23 protein-coding genes are annotated in these 24359 nt (G+C 48.5%); 10 read left to right on the plus strand and 13 right to left on the minus strand.

The features are described from left to right. Window positions 1-42 precede the first annotated feature (42 nt). From K7G70_RS15140 to K7G70_RS15150, 3 genes are all read right to left on the minus strand, one after another. Window positions 43-978, minus strand: a complete 936-nt coding sequence (locus tag K7G70_RS15140) for a hypothetical protein (protein WP_223789491.1) — start codon at window positions 976-978, stop codon at window positions 43-45. Beyond that, window positions 975-1307, minus strand: a complete 333-nt coding sequence (locus K7G70_RS15145) for a hypothetical protein (RefSeq protein ID WP_223789492.1) — start codon at window positions 1305-1307, stop codon at window positions 975-977. The genes K7G70_RS15140 and K7G70_RS15145 overlap by 4 nt, the downstream gene beginning before the upstream one ends. Window positions 1308-1381: 74 nt before the next feature. Further along, the gene (locus K7G70_RS15150; RefSeq protein ID WP_223789493.1) at window positions 1382-1645 is read right to left on the minus strand and encodes a TfoX/Sxy family DNA transformation protein; all 264 of its coding nucleotides are present in this window, start codon (window positions 1643-1645) and stop codon (window positions 1382-1384) included. A gap of 137 nt (window positions 1646-1782) precedes the next feature. On the opposite strand from K7G70_RS15150, the gene K7G70_RS15155 reads away from it, so the two are divergent. From K7G70_RS15155 to K7G70_RS15180, 6 genes are all read left to right on the plus strand, one after another. Then, window positions 1783-2997 carry an alginate export family protein gene (locus tag K7G70_RS15155; RefSeq protein WP_223789494.1) on the plus strand — a complete coding sequence of 405 codons (1215 nt, stop codon included), beginning with the start codon at window positions 1783-1785 and terminating at the stop codon, window positions 2995-2997. A gap of 245 nt (window positions 2998-3242) precedes the next feature. Continuing rightward, on the plus strand, window positions 3243-3677 hold the full coding sequence (locus tag K7G70_RS15160) for a c-type cytochrome (RefSeq protein ID WP_223789495.1): 435 nt from the start codon (window positions 3243-3245) through the stop codon (window positions 3675-3677). A gap of 12 nt (window positions 3678-3689) precedes the next feature. Then, window positions 3690-5123 carry a cbb3-type cytochrome c oxidase subunit I gene (locus K7G70_RS15165; protein ID WP_223789496.1) on the plus strand — a complete coding sequence of 478 codons (1434 nt, stop codon included), beginning with the start codon at window positions 3690-3692 and terminating at the stop codon, window positions 5121-5123. A gap of 61 nt (window positions 5124-5184) precedes the next feature. After that, window positions 5185-6003 (plus strand): CbbQ/NirQ/NorQ/GpvN family protein, encoded by an 819-nt coding sequence (locus K7G70_RS15170; RefSeq protein ID WP_305067300.1) that lies wholly within the window; start codon window positions 5185-5187, stop codon window positions 6001-6003. A gap of 3 nt (window positions 6004-6006) precedes the next feature. After that, window positions 6007-6444 carry a hypothetical protein gene (locus K7G70_RS15175; protein ID WP_223789497.1) on the plus strand — a complete coding sequence of 146 codons (438 nt, stop codon included), beginning with the start codon at window positions 6007-6009 and terminating at the stop codon, window positions 6442-6444. Between the two features lie 4 nt (window positions 6445-6448). Further along, complete coding sequence (locus K7G70_RS15180; RefSeq protein WP_223789498.1) at window positions 6449-8290, plus strand: nitric oxide reductase activation protein NorD; 1842 nt, start codon at window positions 6449-6451, stop codon at window positions 8288-8290. Window positions 8291-8318: 28 nt separating this feature from the next. Here K7G70_RS15180 and K7G70_RS15185 read toward each other — a convergent pair whose 3' ends face one another. Beyond that, on the minus strand, window positions 8319-9059 hold the full coding sequence (locus tag K7G70_RS15185; protein ID WP_223789499.1) for a tetratricopeptide repeat protein: 741 nt from the start codon (window positions 9057-9059) through the stop codon (window positions 8319-8321). A gap of 191 nt (window positions 9060-9250) precedes the next feature. Between K7G70_RS15185 and K7G70_RS15190 the strand changes: the two genes are divergently transcribed. Together K7G70_RS15190 and K7G70_RS15195 are read left to right on the plus strand one after the other, a co-directional pair. Beyond that, window positions 9251-11431 (plus strand): TonB-dependent hemoglobin/transferrin/lactoferrin family receptor, encoded by a 2181-nt coding sequence (locus K7G70_RS15190; protein ID WP_223789500.1) that lies wholly within the window; start codon window positions 9251-9253, stop codon window positions 11429-11431. A 158-nt stretch (window positions 11432-11589) separates the two neighbouring features. After that, complete coding sequence (locus tag K7G70_RS15195; protein WP_305067301.1) at window positions 11590-13719, plus strand: cytochrome D1 domain-containing protein; 2130 nt, start codon at window positions 11590-11592, stop codon at window positions 13717-13719. A 127-nt stretch (window positions 13720-13846) separates the two neighbouring features. Here K7G70_RS15195 and K7G70_RS15200 read toward each other — a convergent pair whose 3' ends face one another. Together K7G70_RS15200 and K7G70_RS15205 are read right to left on the minus strand one after the other, a co-directional pair. Further along, window positions 13847-14578, minus strand: a complete 732-nt coding sequence (locus tag K7G70_RS15200) for a Crp/Fnr family transcriptional regulator (RefSeq protein WP_223789501.1) — start codon at window positions 14576-14578, stop codon at window positions 13847-13849. Window positions 14579-14628: 50 nt separating this feature from the next. Then, window positions 14629-14949 carry a hypothetical protein gene (locus K7G70_RS15205; protein WP_223789502.1) on the minus strand — a complete coding sequence of 107 codons (321 nt, stop codon included), beginning with the start codon at window positions 14947-14949 and terminating at the stop codon, window positions 14629-14631. A gap of 142 nt (window positions 14950-15091) precedes the next feature. Here K7G70_RS15205 and K7G70_RS15210 point away from each other — a divergent pair, with 142 nt between their 5' ends. After that, entirely contained in the window at window positions 15092-15409 is a 318-nt protein-coding gene (locus K7G70_RS15210) for a hypothetical protein (RefSeq protein WP_223789503.1), read from the plus strand. 57 nt (window positions 15410-15466) lie between these two features. On the opposite strand, the gene K7G70_RS15215 is transcribed toward K7G70_RS15210, so the two are convergent. From K7G70_RS15215 to K7G70_RS15245, 7 genes are all read right to left on the minus strand, one after another. Next, window positions 15467-18673, minus strand: a complete 3207-nt coding sequence (locus tag K7G70_RS15215; protein WP_223789504.1) for a CHAT domain-containing protein — start codon at window positions 18671-18673, stop codon at window positions 15467-15469. A 4-nt stretch (window positions 18674-18677) separates the two neighbouring features. Next, entirely contained in the window at window positions 18678-19235 is a 558-nt protein-coding gene (locus K7G70_RS15220) for a hypothetical protein (protein WP_223789505.1), read from the minus strand. A gap of 17 nt (window positions 19236-19252) precedes the next feature. After that, on the minus strand, window positions 19253-20641 hold the full coding sequence (locus K7G70_RS15225) for a peroxidase family protein (RefSeq protein ID WP_223789506.1): 1389 nt from the start codon (window positions 20639-20641) through the stop codon (window positions 19253-19255). A 106-nt stretch (window positions 20642-20747) separates the two neighbouring features. After that, a complete protein-coding gene (locus tag K7G70_RS15230; RefSeq protein WP_223789507.1) occupies window positions 20748-21341 on the minus strand; it encodes a hypothetical protein in 594 nt (197 codons plus the stop codon). Continuing rightward, the gene (locus tag K7G70_RS15235) at window positions 21338-22066 is read right to left on the minus strand and encodes an RNA polymerase sigma factor (RefSeq protein ID WP_223789508.1); all 729 of its coding nucleotides are present in this window, start codon (window positions 22064-22066) and stop codon (window positions 21338-21340) included. Before K7G70_RS15235 ends, K7G70_RS15230 begins: the two co-directional genes overlap by 4 nt. A gap of 206 nt (window positions 22067-22272) precedes the next feature. Beyond that, on the minus strand, window positions 22273-22968 hold the full coding sequence (gene cobB, locus K7G70_RS15240) for a Sir2 family NAD+-dependent deacetylase (protein WP_223789509.1): 696 nt from the start codon (window positions 22966-22968) through the stop codon (window positions 22273-22275). A 136-nt stretch (window positions 22969-23104) separates the two neighbouring features. Further along, window positions 23105-23311, minus strand: a complete 207-nt coding sequence (locus tag K7G70_RS15245; RefSeq protein WP_223789510.1) for a hypothetical protein — start codon at window positions 23309-23311, stop codon at window positions 23105-23107. A gap of 420 nt (window positions 23312-23731) precedes the next feature. Here K7G70_RS15245 and ccmA point away from each other — a divergent pair, with 420 nt between their 5' ends. Continuing rightward, window positions 23732-24355 carry a heme ABC exporter ATP-binding protein CcmA gene (gene ccmA, locus K7G70_RS15250; RefSeq protein ID WP_223789511.1) on the plus strand — a complete coding sequence of 208 codons (624 nt, stop codon included), beginning with the start codon at window positions 23732-23734 and terminating at the stop codon, window positions 24353-24355. The last annotated feature ends 4 nt before the right edge of the window (window positions 24356-24359 follow it).

Raw genomic sequence — 24359 nt, forward strand, 5'->3', positions numbered from 1 at the left:
CGCTCAGTATAACGGCAGCCTTTGGCATTTACCAATATGTAACTAAATGTTTCTGTCAGCCCCCGCTGCACAGTCATTGTCGACATCGACGGGAACACTGCCAGCCCCCAGAAATTCTGCAGAGACTGGCCATACTGCCAGCTGCCGCAATGAGTCATCGGCTTGGTGTTGTCGCCATCGACCACCCAGTATCTGGGTGATGCGCCCATCGGCCCCAAATTGAATTTTCAGGTCAAACACATTTCCCGGGTGTTGTAGATCGTCTTCAGTCAGCCCAGCCGCCTCCACCATGTCACGGAAACTGGGCGGCAAAGGCAAGCACTCATCTTGGCTGTGGGTGCTGTCACAGACCTGATAAGCGTCGCCATGTGGGTGCACCCCAACCCAATTGAGGGTGACAATGCGCCCATCGAACAAAAACCCATGGGCCCCATCACCAAATACGGATTGACCCAAAAAGCCCAGAGCCTCAATGTCATGCGCATCATCCAGGCCAGTCAACACCCAGTTTTCCTGCCAATTGACCGCAAAAAAATCATGGTCAAAGTAGGTGATCAGAATGACTTCATCCAAAGTCATGCCCGACGTGTTGTGCAGCACCCGCTTGATGTAACCATTGTCACCCAAGAAAATGTACAGCAAATAGATTTCGACACCCTGATGTTGCCAACCCCAAACAAAACCCAGGTCACCATGGATGGTGAAACTGCGCAGGTAGCGCACGGCATCGGCATCCGGTGGCTGTGCGTGATGAGTGGCTGAAGCAAGCGCCGTGCTGTGTAAATCGGGCAACAACCAATCCCACCGCGGATCCGCGTTGGGAACTTGCAAGCCTTGGCCAATGAACTTCGCTTCGTTATCAACCAATGGATAAAAGTTGCGCTCACCGTCTGCGGTGACGGCAGGCTGACAGCCGGCCAAAAGAATTAATACCAGCAAAGCAACCAGCCCCAGCCGTTGGGCTGAATTGATTTTCACTGTTTGACCAGCTGATATTCAAAGCCAGCCATGTCGGCCCGCATGGTTTTGCCATCAAATGCCAACACCGTGATATGGTAACCATCCAGATCCACCACCTCACCCTTGACGGTGTACTTGTCTGGGGCAATGCGGCGGCCACCCAGGTTCTGATAAAACAAGCCTTTTTCAAACTCCCACAAATCACCTTCTTCATCGACTTCACCACCCATGTGGGTGATCAACCAGGCCCCTTCCAAAGCTTCAGACGTCAGCTCTGCTTGAAAATCGGCCGACCACAACTGGGTGCTTAACAACAATCCAAGCAACCCACTCAAAAAAAATTTCATGTGCTTAATCCCGCAAAAAAAGTGATCATCTTAACCACGTTGATGGCATTTGTCATGCCCGAATTCATGGCCCCTTATTTGGGTGCCAAACCCAGGTCATCCAAGCGCATCAATACGGTTTCCTTTTGGGTTTGTGCCACGGTCAACCAGTCGATGCCCTGTTGCGCACCCAAGAACGCATACAAGCCATTCAAACCCACCGGGGTGCCGGCCTGCATCAATTCGGCATAAACCACATAGGGATCACGGGCCATGAATTCAGCCGCCGTGTGGATGCCGATTTGCGCCAGCATGGCTTCGGTTTTGGGCCCCAAGTTGGGCAATTGGGATGGGTTCATGACTGGCACTGGCATGACTGGCTTTGGCACAACTGGCTTTGACATGGCTCCATTTTTTCCCAGCAATTGATGTAAGTCAATGCGTCAGTGGTCGAGATTCATACACTTATCAGCCAAGTGTTACCTGGAGAATTCGCATGAAAAAGAACCACTTATGGCTGTTAACTGCCCTGGCAACCAGCACCTTCACTGGACCGGTCAACGCGGCAGATTCTTGGGGCGATGCGGTGAGCAACGGTCAAGCCAATTTGTCCTTTCGATACCGGTTTGAAATGGTTGATCAAGACAGCTTCGACCGCGATGCCAATGCCTCTACCCTGCGCACCCGCTTGAACTACCGGACCGAAAGGCACCGCGGTTGGCAGTTTTTCATCGAAGCCGACAACGTGATGGAAGTGTTTGGTGACAATTACAATGCCGGTGGCGGCAACACCCCAAACAACGGCCAATACCCAGTGGTGGCCGACCCCACTGGCACCGAAATCAACCAGGCTTGGTTCAGTTACGCCTTCACCGATGCCAATCAGCTGACGATCGGCCGTCAGCGCATCCTGTTGGACAACCAACGGTTCGTCGGCGGGGTCGGCTGGCGTCAAAATGAACAAACCTATGATGCGGTGTCATTCAAAGCCGATGTCGCTGGCAGTGACCTGTTTGTGGCCTACATTGAAAACGTCAACCGCATATTTGGCGAGGATGTGGCCGCCGGTGATCACGACCACCAAAGCGTTTTGGCCAATTGGTCCAACAGCTGGGAAGACCGGCATCACCTGACGGCTTATTATTACAACCTGGACAACGAAGACGCTGCGGGTTTTTCCACCGCAACTTTGGGTGCCGCGTTCAAGACCCACTGGCCGGTGGGCGACAACCAACTGACTTTGGGAGTAGAGTTCGCCAGCCAAGCCGATGCCCACAACAACCCCGTGAATTACGATGCCGAATACGGTCGATTGGACCTGGGACTGGCATTGGATCCAGTGACGTTCTTCATCGGTTATGAGGTTTTGAGTGGCGATGCCGACAACGCAGGAGCGGCGTTCCGCACCCCCTTGGCCACCTTGCATGCTTTCAATGGCTGGGCTGACCAGTTTTTGGCCACACCCAATGCCGGATTGGCAGACGTGTTTGTCGGTGCCAAAGGTGACATCGAAGGGTTTAAATGGCAAGTGGTTTACCATGACTTTGCCGCCGAAGATGGGCCTGGTGATTTCGGTCAGGAACTGGATTTCTCAGTGGCCAAGAAGCTCAACAAGAACTTCTCTGCCTTGCTCAAAGCCGCCCAGTATGAGGCGGGTGACATCAAAGCCGACACCAACAAATACTGGGTCATGCTCAGCGCCCAGTTCTGAACCCAAAAATAGCCGAGGCAAACACCGGTGTCCTGGCAGCCTTGTCCACCTTGTGGTCGCGGCTTTGCTGATGGAAAAACAACCTCAGCAGACTGCATTCGTGGGCTGCAATCACCTTTGGGTGCTGGCGATTGACCTACATCAAGGCACCCCAATTCCAAGCCGCATAACATGGGCTCTGCACAGCGGTTTGGACCCAAGTAACAACCGCTGTTGCATTCAACCATTTCCATCAAGAGGTCACCATGAAAGAAGCTTTCACCAAGAGCATGGCCAGAAACATTTATTACGGAGGATCCTTGTTCTTCGTCTTGTTGTTTTTGGGCCTGACGCTGGACACCCACCGCAAACTACCCAAAACCGATAACAGCCAAGCCATCACCGAACAGGTGGCCCATGGCAAGCGCTTGTGGGAAGAAAACAACTGCATTGGCTGCCACACCTTATTGGGTGAAGGGGCCTATTTTGCGCCTGAATTGGGCAATGTCTACGATCGTTTCGGACAAAGCACCGAAGCCATCAAGGCCTACATCAAAAGTCGGCCACCACAAGGCATTCCAGGACGTCGCAGCATGCCGCAGTTCAACTTCACTGAAGCAGAGTTGGACGCCATTGCTGACTTTCTCAAATACACCAATGGCATCGACACCCAAAACTGGCCACCCAACATCCAAGGTTAAAGGAGAGATCGCATGACTTATCAATCACAATCTGTCGCCAAACTTTATTTCATCGCCGCCATTGGCCTGTTCGTTGCCCAAATCCTGTTTGGCTTGATCTTGGGTCTGCAATACGTCATCGGCGATTTCATGTTCCCTGCCATCCCATTTAATGTGGCCCGCATGGTTCACACCAATCTACTGATTGTGTGGCTGTTGTTCGGCTTCATGGGGGCGGCCTACTACATGGTGCCAGAAGAATCCCAGCGTGAACTGCATTCGGTGAAACTGGCCAAAATACTGTTCTGGGTGTTCTTGACGGCCGGGGCGCTGATCGTGTTGGGTTACCTGTTGGTGCCCTATGCCCGCTTGGCTGAAATGACCGGCAATTCGATCTTACCGACCATGGGACGTGAATTTCTGGAACAACCGACCATCGGCAAAATTGGCATCGTGGTGGTCTGTTTGGGCTTTCTGTACAACATCGGTTTGACCATCCTGTCCGGTCGCAAAACGGTGATCAACATGGTCTTGCTCACCGGTTTGGTCGGCTTGGCGGTGATGTTCCTGTTTTCTTTTGTCAACCCAGAAAACTTGGTGTTGGATAAATATTATTGGTGGTGGGTCGTGCACCTGTGGGTCGAAGGGGTGTGGGAATTGATCCTCGGCTCCCTGCTGGCCTTCGTGCTGATCAAGACCACTGGTGTGGACCGTGAAGTGATCGAAAAATGGTTGTACCTGATCATTGCCATGGCCTTGATCACAGGCATCATCGGCACCGGTCACCATTATTTTTGGATCGGCACACCGCACTATTGGTTGTGGTTTGGCTCGGTGTTTTCAGCATTGGAGCCCATACCGTTCTTCATGATGACTTTGTTTGCCTTCAACATGGTCAACAAACGGCGTCGCGACCACCCCAATAAAGCAGCCACTTTGTGGGCATTGGGCACCGGTGTGATGGCGTTCCTGGGTGCAGGGGTCTGGGGTTTTCTTCATACTTTAGCCCCGGTCAACTATTACACACACGGCACCCAGATCACCGCTGCTCATGGCCACATGGCTTTTTATGGTGCTTACGTGATGGTGGTGCTGTGCATCATCTCTTATGCCATGCCCAAAATGCGAGGCCGCGTGGCCAATTCCAACCGGGCCCAAGTGGTGGAAATGTGGTCCTTCTGGTTGATGACCGTGTCCATGGTGTTCATCACCCTGTTCCTCACCGCCGCTGGCATCTTGCAGGTTTACTTACAGCGCATGAGCGAAGACCCATTGCCCTTCATGGTGGTGCAAGAAAAAATGGCCTTCTTCTATTGGATGCGTGAAGTGGCCGGGGTGGTGTTCATGATCGGATTGATCGTGTATTTGATCAGCTTTTTCATCAAAGGTGACGTGGAGCCCACGGCCCCGATCAAAACCAATGATGGTGAAGCCACAGATCATGCCCAAGCCGCACTCAGCTCTTAATCTGCTGTGAATGGGGTGTGGCCATCACGGCGGCACCCCCATGACTGAATCGAGGCCCCCCATGTCCAACATCGAACCCATTCAACAGACCCAAGCCATGTACTACCAAGCCCAAGGCGATGAAGTCGAAACTTTTTTGCATGCCCACCAACAGCAGTTGCCGCTGTTGCTGAAGGGCCCCACCGGATGCGGGAAAACCCGTTTTGTGCAACACATGGCCGAGCGCCTGGGCAAGCCGCTGTACACCGTGGCCTGCCACGATGACCTGAGTGCCGCAGACCTGATTGGCCGACATTTGATTGGTGACGGTCAAACTTACTGGCAAGACGGGCCATTGACCCGCGCCGTGCGAGAAGGGGCGATTTGCTATTTGGATGAAGTGGTCGAAGCCCGCAAAGACACCACCGTGGTGATTCACCCCTTAACCGACGACCGCCGCATATTACCCATCGACCGCACCGGTGAAATCATCCATGCACCCCCTGACTTCATGTTGGTGGTGTCCTATAACCCCGGTTACCAAAACCTGCTCAAAGGCATGAAACCCTCAACCCGACAGCGGTTCATCGCCTTGCGCTTTGATTACCCGGATGCCGCCACCGAAACCCAAGTGGTGGCCAGCGAAAGCGGCTGTGACTTGTGCCTGGCCACCAAGTTGGTGACCTTGGCCCAGCATCTGCGTGCCTTGCGCGATCATGACTTGGAAGAATCGGTCTCAACCCGCCTGCTGATTTACACCGCCCAATTGGTGCACCAAGGCATGCCACTGTTGACGGCCTGCCGCGCGGCTTTGATCGAACCTTTGACCGATGATGAGGACACCGTGGCCGCCTTGATGCGGGTGGTGGCGGCCAAATTCGATGACCCCGAATCTGCCTGAGGCATGCAGCCCATGCCGCCCAATGACAACGAGTCCAAAGCCAATGCGGCACAGGGACCCATCCATGGCAAAGCCATCATTGCGCATGGTTTGATGCTGTTGAACTTGCTGTTTCCGTTGGTGCTTTATGCGGTGCTGACGGTTTTTTGGTGGCAACACCGCCGCTCCAGTGACACCCTGCTGTTTGTGGCCGTGAATCAGGCATGGATCGCCGCCACGGTGTCATCACTGGCTTTTGTGGCAGCCAATGCCTTGATTTGGCTGTTGGCAACCTACAAAAGCACCTTTGCTTTGATCACCTTTGAAGTGTATTTCATCGTGGTGGTGCCGGTGTTTTTAATTCCGGGCTTGTTGGGCCTGGTGAAAAGCAACAGCAACAGCATGTATTTATATCCTTGGCTGGGTCGTCGCATCTTGGCCCGACAAGCGAAGCAGGATTGAAGCCATGGAAGAATGGGTTGGGCAAAAATGGCACCATTACATCACCCGCAAGAGTGGTCACCAATGCCCTGATGCGCGGGTGACATTGGCTGAGATCAGTGGCCAGCTGGTGGTGTTTTTTCGGGCCCTGGGTGGTGATGCGGGTTTGTCCATAGGCCATACCTCGGCCCGGCCGCATGACGGCCACCGCACCTGGCTGCAAAAAATCGCCGGCAGTGGCAAAAAGTCTGAATTGGCACATTTCAGTGGGGATCACTTTTATCTTCCACAACAACTGGACTGCTTTGCCCACCGCCGATTGAATGAATCGCTGTATTTCTGGTTGGCCGCCATGGGCAGTTTCAACCGCGCACCCCGGGTGGGTCAGGTATTGGCCCACAACCAGGCCTTGACCCAACAGGTGCTGCACATCTGGCCAGGTTTGTGGCCCACCTACCGCGAGCTGGTGGCAGCCACCTTGCAACAGCGCCCAACCATCCAGCAGCTGCCCGCTGCCGTGCAAGTGGCCGAACAAGCCATTCGCCAGCTGTTGCAAGCACCCACCGAGCCCGGTCCTTGGCACAATGACCCGCCATCGATGCCGCAGCCGGTACCGTTGTGGTTGCGACCGGTCGATGCCTTGCACCTGCGGCCCCACCTGCGGCCATTGAAACGCCAGTCTGCAGAGGAGGATCAACCCGCTGAGCTCAGCAGCCAAGACAATCAACAACAGAAACGACACCAAGCCAAGGCGGCCGATGAGCCAGCAGAAGGTGATGGCTTCATGTCGTTTCGCCTGGAAAGCCTGTTTTCCTGGTCTGAATTCATCAACCTCGATCGCAGTGAAGACGATGATGCCGATGAGGACGCCCTGCGGGTGGCTGAAGACTTGGATCACTTGAGCATCAACTCAGGCCCAACCCGACACAAAATCCGCTTGGATCTGGATTTACCCGCCAGTGAGTACGACGATGAACTGCTGACTGATGGCATTTTGTTGCCCGAATGGGATTACCGCAAAAACCAATACGTGCCAGATCATTGTTCGCTGCAATTGATGGCCCTGAAAGTGACCGAGTCAGCACCGTGGCCTGCGGCTTTGAAACAACAGGCCAGCCGTTTGCGCCGACAATTTGAAACCCTGAAACCGGTGGCTGTTTGGCACCACCGCCAACCTGAAGGGGAAGAAATTGACCTCAATGCCTATCTGGCTCATCAAGCCGACCGCCAACGGCGGCATTTGTCAGCCGAACCTCTATTGTATCGACAGCGGGTCAAAAACAACCGGGATCTGTCTACCTTGATCCTCACCGACATGTCGTTGTCCACCGACGCCCACGTCAATGATGAGAAGAAAGTGATTGATGTGATCAAAGAAGCGGTGTACTTGTTGGCCACCAGTCTGGATGCCGCCCAAGAACGCTTTGCCATTGCTGCCTTCACCTCGAAAAAACGCAGCCACGTGCGGTACTATCCCATGAAGGATTTCAACGAATCCTTTGACCAAGCCTGTCAAGACCAAATCCAATCCCTCAAACCGGCTTATTACACCCGCATGGGTGCGGCCATACGCCAGGCATCTGCCCAGTTACAAAGCCAAGCCACGCAGCAAAAATTGTTGTTGCTGCTGACCGATGGTAAACCCAATGACCTGGACCTGTACGAAAGTCGCTACGGCCTGGAGGACACCCGCCAAGCCATTCGAGAAGCCAGACAAAAGGGCCTGACACCCTTTTGTGTGTCGATTGATTACCAGGCGTCCGATTACCTGCCCTACTTGTTTGGCCACCAAGGCTACATCCATTTGAACAACGCTTTGGACTTGCCGAAAAAACTGCCGAAGCTGTTTTTTCAGTTGGTGCAATGACGACTGAGAAAAACGACTGAGGAGCAGGTCATTCAGTGGGTGATGACTCGGCCTCGATGGCCGCTATTTGCACCAAAATGTCTTTGGCATTGTCACACGCTTCGGTATCCGGGTCTATGTCACAAGCTTTATGCAAAAACTGTTTGGCTTGGGTGAAGTCTTTTTCAATACCACGCCCCCTGGCCAGGTGGTGACCCAGCATCGTGCAGCCCCACACCTCATCCTGCCGACATGTTTTTTGGTATGTTCTCACAGCACAGCCATTGGACTCATCGGCATCAATCATCGAAATGCCAGCAGCCCGGTTGGTACATGCCAGCACTGAACCACCAGCACAAGCGTGCTGAAAGAGGGATTCACTGAATGCATCTTGGCCGGGATCTTCAAGTTTTTGCACTTCGATTCCCAAATTAAAGCAACGTGCTGCATCACCTTGGCGACAGGCAGTCAAACAATCGAACATGGCTGTGTCACATTGACCCTCGGTATATAAATTGTGCAATCCATCAGGGGTCAGCAGATCTGCTGGGCAAGTATCCATGTTTTGCACTAACCAATGCCGGTTATCAAGGTACAGCTGTTGCCAATTGTATTTACCGATACCCGGCGAACCACCCAAGTTGGCTTCAGCATGATGGCGACTGCTTTGGAACAGGTGCCAAAATGCCCACATCAGCAAGACGACCAAGATCGGTAACAGGATCAACATCACCATCAGCTTTGACGGCTTGGTTCGGTTGTTGGGTCTTTGGGGGTCGGGTTGTTGCATGGGGGCATTATACCCATGAGTCACACCATCGGTTCATTTTTGTCTGCAACTTGTGGCCAGCACCAAACCTTGACCTGGGTCATCAAATGCCTGTTTTTTCGGTGCTTGAAATACCGACTTGATGCAGGTCAATGACAACACTTTGTGCGGATTTTAAAGTATCCACATCCTTTGTAAAAAGAGCATAAAGTATGAAATCAATGGTCTGTATGGGTGCCATGCTGGCACTGTCTGCGAGCGCGCTGGCGCAAAATATTCCGACTCCTGACGAGCCAACCGCACTGGATGATCTGGTGGTGGTGGCTTACAAACAAGCCCGACCGGTGCAAGAGGTGGTGGGCGATGTCATTGTGATTGATGCCGAACAATTGTCCGAGACCATCAGTCAAGACATCCAGGACGCCATCCAATACCAAGCCAATGTCCACATCGAAGACGGCGGCACCCGCTTTGGCACCACCGGCCTCAACATCCGGGGCATCGGTGGCAATCGGGTGGTGGTGGAAATTGACGGCGTGCCCAATGCCAAAGCCTTTGACTTGGGCTCTTACTCATTTGCCAGCGCCAGCTTTCCTGAAATTGACTTGATTCAAAACATCGAGATCCTCAAAGGCCCGGCTTCCACGCTGTATGGCAGCGATGCCTTGGGTGGGATTGTGGCGATCAACACCTGGGACCCTGATGTGCTGTTGGCGCGGCACGATGATGACCAATGGACCCGGTTGCGCCTGGGCTTTGATGGTCGCCGACATGGTCGTTTCGCCACCCTCAGTGCCGCTTGGGACTTCGAACAACAGGGCCTTTTGTTGTCAGCCACCCAGCGCGATGGCAAAGGGGTGGTCAATGAGAATTCCAATCTGGGCAAAGACACCGCCGATTGGGATGCCCAATCGCTGTTTGCCAAGTGGCAAGTCGACACCAGCGGTGGCAACACATTGACCTTGGGCCTGCGCGCGGCGCAACGCGACCAATTCACCCAAATCAATTCGTTCATCGGTCAAGGCCGCTTTGTGCGCACCACCCAATTGAGTGGTCTGGATGACTCCCAAGACCAGCAATTCCATGTCACCCATGAATTCAACATCCATGGTGCTTGGGCCGATGCCGGCAGCGCCTTGGTTTACCACGCCAACACCGAGTTTGAACAAAACACCACTGAAAACCGCTTTTCCCGCAGCGGCACACCCTTGCTGCAAAACCGGCAGTTTAATTTTGACAGCAAAAGGCTGGGGCTGGAGTTGAATTTCACCAAAGCCTTCAGCACCGAGTACAGTGAGCATCAGTTGATCTATGGCCTGGAATGGGTGGAGACCGAGGTGGTTGAATCACGCAACGCCACCGAAACCAACCTCAACAGCAACACCACCACGAATATGGTGCTGGGTGAAAATTTTCCCTTGCGCGACTTTCCGGTCACCGATGTCAGCGAATTGGGCCTGTTCATTCATGATGAAATCCGCATCGGTGATTCGGCCTGGACCTGGGTGCCGGCAATGCGTTTTGACCATTACCGCCTGTCACCCAAGCGCGATGCCTTGTTTGACAATGGCTCCGCTGCGGCTGCCATCGTGTCCATTTCGGAGTCAGATTTTTCACCCAAATTGGGCCTGATGTATGACCTCAACGAACAAATCAATGTGTATGCCCAATACGTTCGCGGCTTCCGCGCCCCACCCTATGACGATGTCAACATCGGTTTTAACCTGGCCTTGTTCAATTACCGGGCCATCCCCAACCCCGATTTGCGCTCTGAAACCTCCCATGGTTTTGAATTGGGTTTTCGCTTCGACGGAGATGTACATCAACTACACGTCAATGTGTTTCACAATGATTATCAGGACTTGATCGTCAGCCGTGACCTGGTGGGCATGGATCCGGACACCGGCGCCCTGGTATTTCAATCCAGAAATGTCGAAGACGCGACCATTTATGGGGCCGAATTGGACTACCAATGGCAGTTTTCTGAACAATGGTCAACTGGCTGGCAACTGGCTTGGACCCGCGGCGAGAATGACCGCACCAAGCAACCACTGAATCACATTTCACCTCCCAAAGCCACGGGCCACTTGCGATGGCGCTCGGCCGATGACCGCTGGGATGCCACCTTGTACGGGACATTCAGCCAAGCCCAGGACCGGGTCGATGATCCGGATCAAGAACTGTTTCGCACACCGGGTTATGCCACCTTCGATTGGGTCACTGGGTATCAAATCAATGCGAAGCACCAAATCCGAGTCGGCATCCACAACCTGACCAACAAAAAATACTGGTTGTGGCAACAGGTGCGAAATTTCGATGCCTCAGACCCCATCATCGAAGCCATGACCCAGGCGTCAAGGCATGTCAAGGTCGCCTATACCGCACAATGGTGAAGCCTGGAAATTGTCCATGAAACCCGAATTGACTTACATCAATTACAAGCACCACCAGGCGCAGTAAATTAACCCAGAGAGTTCGCCAACCACCGGTTCGCTGTGCGCAGCAGCCACTGAATTTGGCTTCCTAACCAGCAAAGTATGAGGAGAAAAACATGAAAACCATGAAACGCACGCTGCTGATTGCCGGCTTGCTCACAGGCATCAGCGCCTGTGCCGCCGATGCCCCCAGTGGCAACGATGCCTTGGCTGAACACAAAGCCGAAATGAAAGCAGGCAGCACCGATTTGGCCAGTCAAATCCAGGCCGGTGAAAAACTGTATCAAACCTATTGCACAGCCTGTCACCAAGTCAATGGTCAAGGCCTGGCTGGTGCGTTTCCCCCATTGGCCGCCTCGGACTTCATGTTGGCCGACAAGAATCGGGCCATCAAAACCGTGATTGGTGGCTTGTCCGGTGAGATCGTGGTGAATGGCAAAAAATACAACGCCGTGATGCCGAACTTGAGTTATCTGGATGATGAACAAGTGGCCAATGTGGTGACCTATGTGATGCACAGTTGGGGCAACGAAGGCTACCAGGTATCGGCGGCCGAAGTGGCGGCATTGCGCAATGAAGCGGCGGCGGTGCCCAGCGGTGCGGCGGCAGACCATCCCATGAGCTCATCAGCGGAAGCCAGCTACAAAGGCACCAAGTCAGCCATTGACCCAGCAATGACGGTCCAAATGATCGATTCTGAAGGGCCAGAAATGACCAAAGATCAGTTTGCCTTTGCCACCAAAGTTTATTTCGAACGCTGTGCTGGCTGTCATGGGGTGTTGCGCAAAGGCGCCACCGGCAAACCGCTGACCACCGACATCACCCGTGAGAAAGGCACCGATTACCTGAAAACCTTGATCACCTACGGCTCACCAGCCGGCATGCCCAACTGGGGCACCTCAGGCGACTTCACCGAAGCCGAGATCGACACTTTGGCCCGTTTTTTGCAACACGAGCCGCCCACCCCACCCCAATGGGGCATGAAAGAGATGAAAGAAACTTGGCAGGTGTTGGTGGACCCCAAAGACCGTCCCAAGACACCACAACACAAACGCAATCATGAAAACTTCTTCTCAGTCACATTGCGTGACTCCGGTGAAGTGGCGATCATTGATGGTGACACCAAAGAAATCGTCAGCATCCTGAAAACCGGTTATGCCGTACACATTTCCAGAACATCGGCATCCAGCCGCTACATCTACACCATCGGTCGTGACGCCAAAGTGGACATGATTGATCTGTACATGAACCCACCCCAAATCGTGGCCACCATCAAAGTGGGCCTGGAAGCGCGGTCGGTGGAAACCTCCAAGTACAAAGGGTATGAGGACCAATATGCCATTGCCGGCTCGTATTGGCCACCCCAATACACCATCATGGATGGTGACACCCTGGAACCCAAACGCATCGTCTCCACCCGTGGCATGACCGTCGACACCCAAGAGTACCACCCCGAACCTCGGGTGGCAGCGATTGTGGCATCACACCAACACCCTGAATTCATCGTCAACATCAAAGAAACCGGGAAAATTCTGCTGGTCAATTATTCGGACATTGACAACTTGACCGTGACCACCATCAATGCGGCGCGTTTCTTGCATGATGGCGGCTGGGACCGCAGCAAGCGTTACTTCCTCACCGCGGCCAACCAATCGGACAAAATTGCGGTGATCGACTCCAAAGACCGCAAACTGGTGTCGCTGACCGATGTGGATAAGATCCCCCATCCCGGACGTGGGGCCAATGTGGATGACCCTGAGCATGGTCCAGTGTGGATCACCAGTGCCCTGGGTAACGACAAGATCACCTTCTTGAGCACCGATGCCAAAAGCAAAAATGCCTGGCAAGTGGTGCGCACCCTGCACGGCCAAGGCGGTGGTTCATTGTTCGTCAAATCCCACCCCAAATCCAACAACCTGTGGGTCGACACCCCGTTGAATCCAGACCCCGCCATTTCACAAAGCGTGGCGGTCTACAATGTCAAAGACCTGGATGCCGGGTTTGAAGTGCTGCCGATCGCCGAATGGGCTGACCTGGGCGAAGGGGCCAAACGCGTGGTGCAACCCGAGTACAACATGCAGGGCGACGAAGTGTGGTTCTCCGTGTGGAATGGCAAGGATCAGCAATCAGCCATCGTGGTGGTTGACGACAAAACCCGCAAACTGAAGCACGTCATCAAAGACGACCGATTGATCACCCCCACCGGTAAATTCAACGTGCACAACACCGTCGAAGATGTCTATTGATTGAGGGAACCTGAGGTGGCCAAGGATGGCCAGAAAAATTAACCATGGATGATGCACAGAACCCCATCGATGACATCGAAAGCGCAAGCGCTGACTTCCTCCGAGGGCGGCGCTTTTTTTAATGGGATCACAATTCTTCGGATTCCAACAAGTTGCGCAGTTCAGCGACGTTTTTCAGGATGATCTTTTTCTCATGCACCTCAATCAGCGATTTGTTTTCCAATGATTTCAGGGCCCTGGAAAAAGTTTCCGGCTTGATCGACAATCGCGAAGCGATGTCCCGCTTGGGCACCTTCAGTTTCAGCTGATAGGCCTCTTCGGTGACTGCGGTTACTTGCGACAGGAAGTAATCGATCACCCGAAAGGAGGCATTGTGCAAGGTTTGGTGATCCAACTCTTTGACCATCCAGTGCAACTTATGCGATAAATGGGCCAACATGTTGATGCACAAATCGGCCGAACCGCGCAACAATTGCAAGAACGGTTGAGCCTGGACGCTGACCACCACCGACGGTTTGATGGCGGTGGCGGTGACCGGATATTTCGGCGCCCCAGCAAACAACACCCCTTCGGCAAAGGTGCGCCCTGGCAACACCACTTCAATGATTTTTTCATCCCCCTTGATGGTGTTGCGCCCCAATTTCACTGCGCCATCATAGACAAAATAAAAATGGGTCAAATCCATCCCCTGCTGAAACAGCATTTGATCGGGATCTTTCTTCAACAAGGAAGCATGGCGCAACACCTGACTGAATTGGTCTTCATTCATACCAGAAAACAAGGCATTGTCTTGCAGTGCCGCACAAACGGCTTGATTCAACTCGGGATGTAGCATCGGTCCATACAATTTTTTGGCCATTGTACATCGCTTTTGACCGGTGATGAAACCCCATCCGAGTGGCGCCAAATTCAACTGACGGTGTCCACGTCCAACCGCACCAACAAATTGCCGGCTTCGTACACTTCCACTTGGGAATACAATGCCTCATCCGGACAATACACTTTGTCGTATCTGACATCGGCCCAAGACATGACTTGCGGCCAGATTCCAGGTTTTTGCACCAAATGCAAATCCAAGATCAAAATGGCCGGGTTGACACCCTGTGGTTCTCGATAAATCAAGACCGCTTCCACCCCGGGATTGGGCACCAAAACCGCACCGATGAGGTGAAAGGTATCGGGCTTGGGTGGCATCAAATTGTTCCAGGCATACCAGTTTTTGTTTTTCATGAAATTTCTCCTATTTCAATGGTGTGTCTCACCCAGTGAACTGAAGCCAGCCATCCTCCCACTTTTGATGTTTTTTTATCCCAGGTGAGAGATGGTCACGACCCAACACACCCCTTAATGACTTATTAACCGGAGAATACTCATGTCAAAATATTTTGGTTTAATTGATCCCGCTGGACAAATCTTGGCTCAAAAAGGCCGATTCAAAGTGATCACCACCTTCCTACCCAAGTACTTCATCATTGAATTCAACCGGGACATGCGCAACGCCGTGGTGTTGGCCACCGCCCGTTTCTTCAAAGAAAAATACCGATTTGATCATGAATGCTCGCCCGTGGTGGTCTCCAACGCGCCCGACGGCAACCCCAACACCCTCGGCTTCTCCGTCTGCAACAACAACATCGGAGATCTGGGCTTCAGCTTCAACATCTACCACCCCAAGAAAACCAGCGAAGACTGATTTAAATCCAGGCCCAGTCAATGGGCTGGGCATGATTTTTCTGTTTGATTGAATTAATTAATGGAAAAGCTTTTCTGTTGCTAACTTATTAGATGAAATTAATACAAATGATGCCCAATAAAAAGGATGCCTGAATTGATTACCATTCAAACCACTGGCAAAACTTCGTTTGGCTTCAGACAGTGCAAAAGAAACATTACCATCATGCGCCATTAATTGTTGATAAAATTCATTCATGAAGCGTGGTGTTGCTTTGTCTGATATAGACCAAATTGTACCGATGACAGCTTGTGTACCTTTTGATATTGCTCCCATTGCCAGTCCAAACAATCCTTCACCTTTGATTTTCAAACCATTGATTGTTTCACATCCGCTGATCACCATTAAATTCACTTTGAATGGAACGCTTAGAAATTCTGACAAAGTCATTAGCCCTTGAGCTGTATGATTTTCTTGGTCATTCACAGCTGTGGCCAGACCAGAAATTCCCAAATCCTCTGAAAAAATTATCCCATGAGTTGCTATGTGCAATATATCAACATAGCGCATTTCATCAGAAAGCAATGACTGGTTGGTTGCATCGATTCCTGAAGAAATGAATGTGTTTTCTTTTCCAAAAATTGATTCGATGATATCTGCTTCAAACGATGTAAATGGCAAACTTTTAAAACCAGTGAAAATGTAATCACCTAATTTTTCAGAATTACCTTTGTTAATTTCTCTCACTTCTTTAAATGTTGGATCCGCAAAAACCGCTACTTTATTAATGTTTCCATAGTCATACAAAGAAGTCTGGGGAGCAAAATAATCACTTACAGAATGAGTTCTAACAATTTCGAATAATGAAATAAAAGGTACATAATCTCCTCTATGATCACTCAAGTTTAAAGCAGCAAAAGGCAATGCATGTAAATCACCATCAGTCACAACAATAATTTTGTTAATGCTGTTTTGAAACATTAAATCGAGGGGTAAAAGACTCGCCATTCGTCTAAAAACCCCATTCAAATTCAATAGCTTTGGTGTTTTCACCTGGTCTAACAAATCCATCAAGTCCTTCCTAAATTCAGTGTATTTAGAGTGGTCTCGGATTGATGAGGAGTTATGCATAATAACTATAGACAGCAACAAATCTTTTTGCATGTGAAATCTAACAATCAACTCATCGCTTGACATGTAACTTTGTACTTCAGAAATAGATTTCGATTTAATTCGTTCAATTCTATTTTTGGATTGACCAGAATTAACTGCTTCGAGATAAGCTTGTCTGCTTGCATCAACTTTTAAATAATCGATATTTTGTCCTAATCCATTTTCATTGATTAAATACTTGTTCAATAATCGCATGTACGAATCCCACTTATCTTTGACTTCTACCTCCACTCCTTTTGAATCATCGCTTTTAAATAAGCTGATATTTCTACTACTTCTCGAATGAACTGCTTGATAATTTTCAAGAACATTAAAAATTTCATCTGCAATCAAAGTAGATTGGCCGTCAAATTTTTTATTCAATTCTTTAACATATTCTTCCACAAAGTAGTTACTTTGATTTTGCCAGTAAAGAATTTCAGTGTTTTCTGTCAATTGAACTCTGATGTTTTGAAGAATTGACTGAACCTCACTGAATGTCTCTTTCAAGCCATCTAAGTCACTTTTAATTGTCAATAATTTGAAATTTAATTTATACCGATCTAGAAGTAAATTGATTGGCAATTCAGATTGAGCAAAACCATTGTTTAATTTCGCAAGAATTAGTGAAAACTCTTGAGTGTTATCTTCTTCATAAGCAATCCATGCTTTCAAACTCAACAATGAGTATTTGTTACCAATGAGTGTTTTTTCAGTGATTAAGTCATCTGCATTTTTAAGGAATTCTTTGCTTTTCTCAATCTGGCCACTGGTCAAATAATCTCTTCCAAGCTCAATTAATGTAACTACCACATCATCTTCTGATATTTTTTCAAAAACTTGTAAACTTTGATGATGTAAAGACAATGCCTTCTTAATATTACCCTGGTTTCTTTCAACATTTCCCAACCCCCTCAATGCAACCGCCATTCCCATTTTTATGTTATGCTCTTGGTAAGTCAAAAGTGCTTTCTGATAATATTGTTTGGCCTGCTGGTTATCACCCAACTGGAGATACACTTTTCCCATGTTGTTGTAAATTGCTGCACTTCTTATGAATTCTTTTGAATCGAGCAACTTCACTAATGCTTTTCTGTATATCTTTAACGACTGTCCAGGTTTTCCAGTTTTTCCGTAGATAAACGCCAAATTATTGTGAAGGCTTTGAAGTCCTACCTCTGTCTCAGAATCAGATAAGACATCTATCGCCAACTTCAAATTTACTTCCGCCATTAAAAAGTCATTTTGAAAAGTGTAATCAGCAGCTAAAATGCTGAGACTGTGGGCAAGCAGGACGGGATCGCCAATTTCATGAGCCAATGCTTGCGCTTGCTCAATTTTCTCCCTAGCTTTTGAGTTTGAATTTCCCTGAAACTTTCCATTCAAAGAAAGCACCAAACCATAATTCATCTTGGCTTCAGCAAGCCTGAGTTGCCAGAGTGCTTCATCTGAAACTGGTATTATTTGATTGAGCAGGTAAAGATAATTTTCAGCATTTTGATAGTCTCTGGTTTTTAAATATACTAGTGCCTGCAGATTTACTCCGTTGTAATGATGAAGAAATTTATTAATCTGAGCACTTAATTGATTCGCAATCTTTAAAACACATTTATATTTTTCCATTTTAAAGCAAACCCATGCATGTACATTCATCAAGGACAACTGTTGCTCTTCTGAAAATTGCAATTGAGAAAGCTGCTCTTTGATATGAGAATTGGTAATGCCTTTATTGCCGTTCAGGGTTTCGTGGTACCAAAGCTGAGAAATGGTTTGTTGCAACTGAAAGTAAGAAATTTCATGAAGATTGTCTGAATAAAAATGCAATTCCTTCAACTCGAATTGACGTTTGATATTGTATTTTGGCTTGATCCAGATCGTGTAAACACTCATATCCTGATCACCCCTTAGTACGAGGTATTCTTCACCACCTCTTTCTTGCGGGCCATTCTGTACCTGATCAATTACACCATTCTTTTCTACTTTGATGTCATAGTCCAAGGCGTTATTCGATAGTTTTACCAACAAAATTTTGTGCTTTTCGACTTCAAAATCTTTGTAGTGTTGCCAAATTACTTGGCTGTTTACAGCACACGAAAAAAATAACATCGCAGTAAATGCTGAAAAATAGCCCATTTAACTAATCTACCGGGTTATCTATCCACTCCCAAGTGGTTCTGGCTCTTCTGGCTTGGACTATTTTGGCTAATTCTAACAACTCAGAATCTGATTCTGGGTTACTTATTCGATCCCCCTTCTCAATTGCCTCATTAATCAGAATGATGTTATCAACGGCTTTCTGATCGGTTTTTTTCCAAAACAATTCATCCACAAAAATCATGATCTGATTACCCTCTTTATCCAATTGTGGGACGCCATCGACGATGTGTTCTTCAATAGTTATATTCCAATCTGTTAGCTTCCATGCATTAAAGAAAAACTTTTCAGGTGATGCTTCCAATCTATCCTCACTTGAGTTGTATCTAAACTTAACCTTTTCTACCTTCTCTTTGATGTATTCTGACCATGCATCATTAACATACATCTTGATATACTTATTTCCATTATCGTCAACCTGAAGGACATTCTGCGCTCCATAAGTACCATCAGGCTTAGGGTGATAAGAAATCAATTCACCTTCATTGCAAGTGTAACTAACACATACTCCGTACTCTGATTCAAACTTCTCTATCGTCATGATTCCTCCTGTAATAATTAATCTTTATAGTTTTCATAAAATGTAATCACATCCATCATTGTGAATCGCTTATATTTCAATAATAGTTCTTTAAATGGATTATGAGAATTTAGTAAATCTAATTTGATTTTATTTGAACTACTCAAATCGCCCACCTGATCTTTTTTAATCCTTCTCATTGTGTTCAATTGAGCTTCTAAAGGTATGATCAAATTTTGATTTTGCGTTTTAGCTTTTAGCACTGATATTGGCGCAAATTTAATTCCTTGGTATATAACTTCAGCAACGACAATACTGCCCAATTTTCCTAATTTATGGCCTTTATTGTGTTCTTTTGCCTCTAATAATATATACAGCCACAAAGGCAAATCTTTGACACATGGAATGGCCTTTTCAAATGGATTAGATTTAGGTGCTAAGTAATATTTATCATTCAAGCTTTTCAAACTTTTAAACGGTTCAATGTTTTCTTTAATGTGTTGAATCAAACTCCAGCCACTTGGTAACTGAGCTATTTCTGCTGCCATTAAATTCAGTTCAATGATCGATTTAACTTGCGAACTGCCATCATCAAATATACCTCTTAATGACTTCATGACATCCACAATTTCTAAGTCAATCTTAAAAGCAGGTTGATCCTTGGCATTTATTCCAAAAAAAAAGTTCCAGTCGATTTCATGTTTTTTTGTAATGTGATTACCATGGTCATTTGATTGAGTTAATAGATCTACTAAGTTAAATGTATTTGTCTTATTTAACTTATATTCACCTCTGATTAAGCTGTGCCCGAAACGAAAAACGGCATGAGAAAATTCTTTAGGAATAAAAGTATCATCAAGAGAATTTAATATATAAGGTCCAGTTTTGAATTCGTGGTGATTGGTACCAAATGAATAAAGTTGGAAAATTTCATCATCCAATACTTCATACAAAAAGTCATCTAGTACCACTTGTTGAAATATTTTGATGACGATGGATTTAGTTAATTCAAAAATCGTTTCCTCTTCAACTCGTCTATATGGTGGGAAAATACTGAAATATTTTTTAAAAATTGTGTTATGCAGCTTCTGCCAAAACAGATGAAATTGAGAGATAATAATGTTTTCTGCATTTCTGATTTCTGGAATAATTACCCGACCATTTTTTCTAAACAAGTCGAACCTATCATTCTGAGCTACACACTCTGGACCCAAAATAAATAAGCCACCGGCAAAAATTTTCTCACCTTGAGCGGTTGAGTCCATTCCATCATCACCATATACACTGTTTAACATCAAGAGCGGACTTATATTTTCTCTAGAATGACTGGAAGAAGTAGTATTTGGGACAATGTCATGAGATATAAATTGTCCTAGATAAGTGAACCCAGGGAGTATACTTGAGGCAGCTGCAGGTTCATTAGACATGGCCTCTGTGATGAGTCTAATTTGGCTCACACTTAACCCGTTGTATTGATACTTGAACTCAGGAAACATTGATCTCAAATCCATAAATACCTCTGCTAATTATTCTCTATTCACTTCTTATTTCTAATTCATAAATAATCTGCCTTGTATTTGTGTTGCCAGTAACCGAAACCTCCCACAGGCCTGTCTCTACTTGATTCGAAGATAATTTAACTATGATGTCTAATCTTTCGTTGGGCCTGAGATTAAAAAATTGAAAACTTTTGTTTTTTTCTGGGTTATTGACTGTCATCTGGTAGATATCATCAGTCAAAACTCCAAATCTTAAGATCAGATCTTGATCAGGATTAATTTGATATGACATGATGTTTTCGGCTCCCCTCATGTTGTCGAGATCAATGAAAGTAAGGGAATCATTCACAAAGTACTTACCAAATATTAACTGCGACATGAAAATTGCTGCCAACACATAAGCAATGCCATTCAAAAACTTCGACATAATGTTGACTTGGGGCTCAACATTGAATTCATGATTTTCAGAAGTTCCCACCCCTACCTGCATCAACAAGTCCAGCTCGAGATCTGCCAAAGCCTCCGGGTGGTCGGCGAGCCACAGTTCGAGTTGGGTTTCGTCGTCGGGGGACAGTTTGTTTTGGAGGTAGTGGCGCAGCATGGTCTTGTCTGGTTGGAATTCGCTCATACAGCCAGGACCTCTCGTTGTGGGTGGCACCAGGCAATCAAGGCGTGGATCCATTTGGAGACCAGTTTGGGGCCTTTGTTGCTGGTTTTCACCGTGCTGAATGGTTTGGATTGCTGGGGGCGCTTGCCCACGTCGTCATGATCTTGGTGTTTTTGCATCAGTTCCTTGAGCCGTTGTTTGGCCCGGTACAGCACGCGATCGAAATGGGCGCTGGACAGGTCCAGGGTTTCGCAGATGTCGGGTTTGTCGCGGTCTTCGAAGTAGAATTGGGTGAGGATCTGGCGGTCCCGTTCGGTGGGTAGTTCAGTCATGACTTGTTTGACCAGCTTGATGCCCTCATCCCATTCGAGGCTGGACAGCACATCGCTGCGGGCATCGGCAAACACTTCAAGGCTGTCCTGATCCACGGCAGAGGCGTATTTTTTGTCTTTGCGCAGGTATTCGTAGCCGATGTTGATGGCGGTGGTGCGCAGGAAAGCGCGGATGGTGTCGGGGTTGCTGACTTGCCCTTGTTGCAGCTTGGTGATCACCACCAGAAAAGAATCCTGGACGATGTCTTCATGGCCGGAAACCCGGGCAAACTTTTTCCGCACGATGAACAACAACCAGCGGTAATGTAAATTGACAAATTGGCTGCTGGATTGTTGATCTCCAGCCATGATTCCACGGGCCAACTCGCCGGCTTTTTTGGATAAATTTTCTGCTTCAGTGTTTTGATCGGTCAAGGCACACCCCTTTCTCGGCTTTTATTATTGTCAAAACATTCATACTTTTCGATCACATATATTTGTCATTTAAGGTGAATATTTTTATACATAATATATCATGATCAAGCATTTGTCTGCTTGAAACGTGACATGGCTAAGTCAGAGAAGTGTCACCAGTCTCGCTGATCTCTCAGCAAAACAACAAAAAAATGAATGGCGCCGGGTCAGGTGATTTGCTTGAAGAAATCTGGCACCAATTCGCTGGCCGGTCCTTGCCTGGACTCTTTGAATTGGGAATGTTGGTCGCTGGGTTCGAGGTTGAGTTCCACCGTATGGGCACCGGCCTGATTGGCCATTTCAACGAAGCCAGCAGCAGGATACACCGTGCCCGAGGTACCGATGGAGACAAACAAATCGCAACGCAATAAGGCCCGCATGATGTCATCCATGTGCAGGGGCATTTCACCAAACCACACGATGTGGGGGCGCACTGTACCTGTTCGCTGGCAATGCTGACACACCGAATCGGTGTGCAGATCCTGGTCATGAATCGACACTTGGTGACATTGCACACAGCGAATTTTCAACAACTCACCATGCATGTGCAGCAACTGTTCGCTGCCCGCCCGTTCATGCAGGTCATCGACGTTTTGGGTGATCAGCATGAATGAGGCGAATTGAGACTCCGCTTGGGCCAATGCTTGGTGGGCTGCATTGGGTTGAACGGTGGACAAAGCAGCTCGGCGCATGTTGTAAAAGCGGTGGACCAAAGTCGGATCACGGTCAAAGGCTTCAGGCGTGGCCACGTCTTCCACCCGGTGGCTGTCCCACAGGCCGTTGTTGTCCCGAAAAGTCGACAGTCCTGATTCGGCCGAAATGCCAGCACCGGTCAAAACCACCACATGTTGAAATGATTTCATGCTTGGTCGTTGGGTAGTTGAAAGTCTAGATTATCCCATATCCTTGGGGAAAAGAGGCCAGAACACCGAACCGCAGGGGGAAAGCAGTCCGGCTTCTGCGGCCAACATGGATCTGTTGACCGTGGGTTGACGAGGCTTAAGCGGCCCCGTTCAAGGCTTTGAGCTTGGCCCGTTGGCGATTGATTTCATCCAACAATGCAGCATAGGCACCGGGTGCACTGGATTGTTTGAATGACGCCCTGATCAATTCCCGTTGCAGGGTTTTGATTTCAGTCATGATCTGTTTCTTTTCTTGTTCTTTGGTCAGGTGATCATTGACTGGGTCTAACAAAGTGTTTTTCATATTGCCCTCAAGTTGTGGTAAATAATTTACATTCCCAATTCTTGGCAAATACTATAAGGGAAAAAGCCTGAATTTTTGAGCGAAGACCGTTCGTCATTTGGGCTTTCTGACGAACGGTAACAATTGCAAGATGAATGGTAAAAACACCCCATTATTTGCAAGTTTCTTTGCAAAATCATTCACTTGCACCAGTATTTGTGTGTTTTGTTGTACATAATCCACTGGATTGGATACTGCCGCCAATCAATTTGCCCGATAACAACCCGGGCGAATGGCAAAATTTAACCGCAACCTAATCCGATTAACCAAATGATTGAATGAAAGATTGATCTGCCACCCAAGCAAAGCCTTGAATGGCTTTACTTTTCACCCCCTGGAAACTAAAATACAGCCTCGAAAAAAATCCCTGAATCAACCCTTTTGACCACACCGCATTTACAAGTAAATCATGCCCAATGCCAACGTGCCGGGGAAGTTTTGTTTGCACCGGTGTCGTTGGCTCTGAAGCCGGGTGAACTGGCGGTCATAGCCGGTCCCAATGGCTCGGGCAAAACCACCTTGTTGGAGGCCCTGGCTGGATTAAGTCGCTTGACTGTGGGGGAACGGCAGTATGGCGCCGCTGAGCACCCCGATGACTGGTTGGCCAACAGCCATTACTTGGGTCATAAATTGGGCAACAAGGCCAATTTAACCTGTGCTGAAAATCTGGCTTTTGTGGCGCAGATGAATCAAGTGACCTGTCCCCAGCAAGACATCGAAGCGGCTTTGGAACAAGCCGGACTGGCTGGACATGAATACCAGCATGCCAGTGACTTGTCGGCCGGGCAGAAAAAACGTTTGGCCTTAAGTCGCTTGTTGTTGTTGGGCAAAACCTATTGGCTGTTGGATGAGCCGTTTGTCAATTTGGATCATGCCGGTTGTGATTGGTTGTACGCCATCATCGAATGCCATGTACAACAAGGTGGCGCGGTGTTGCTCAGTGCCCACGACCAACAGCGCATCCATGACCTGGCCGATCACCACATCACCTTGCAACCCATTTGATGCT

The organism is Marinicella meishanensis, from assembly GCF_019931145.1.
Lineage (GTDB): Bacteria > Pseudomonadota > Gammaproteobacteria > Xanthomonadales > Marinicellaceae > Marinicella > Marinicella meishanensis.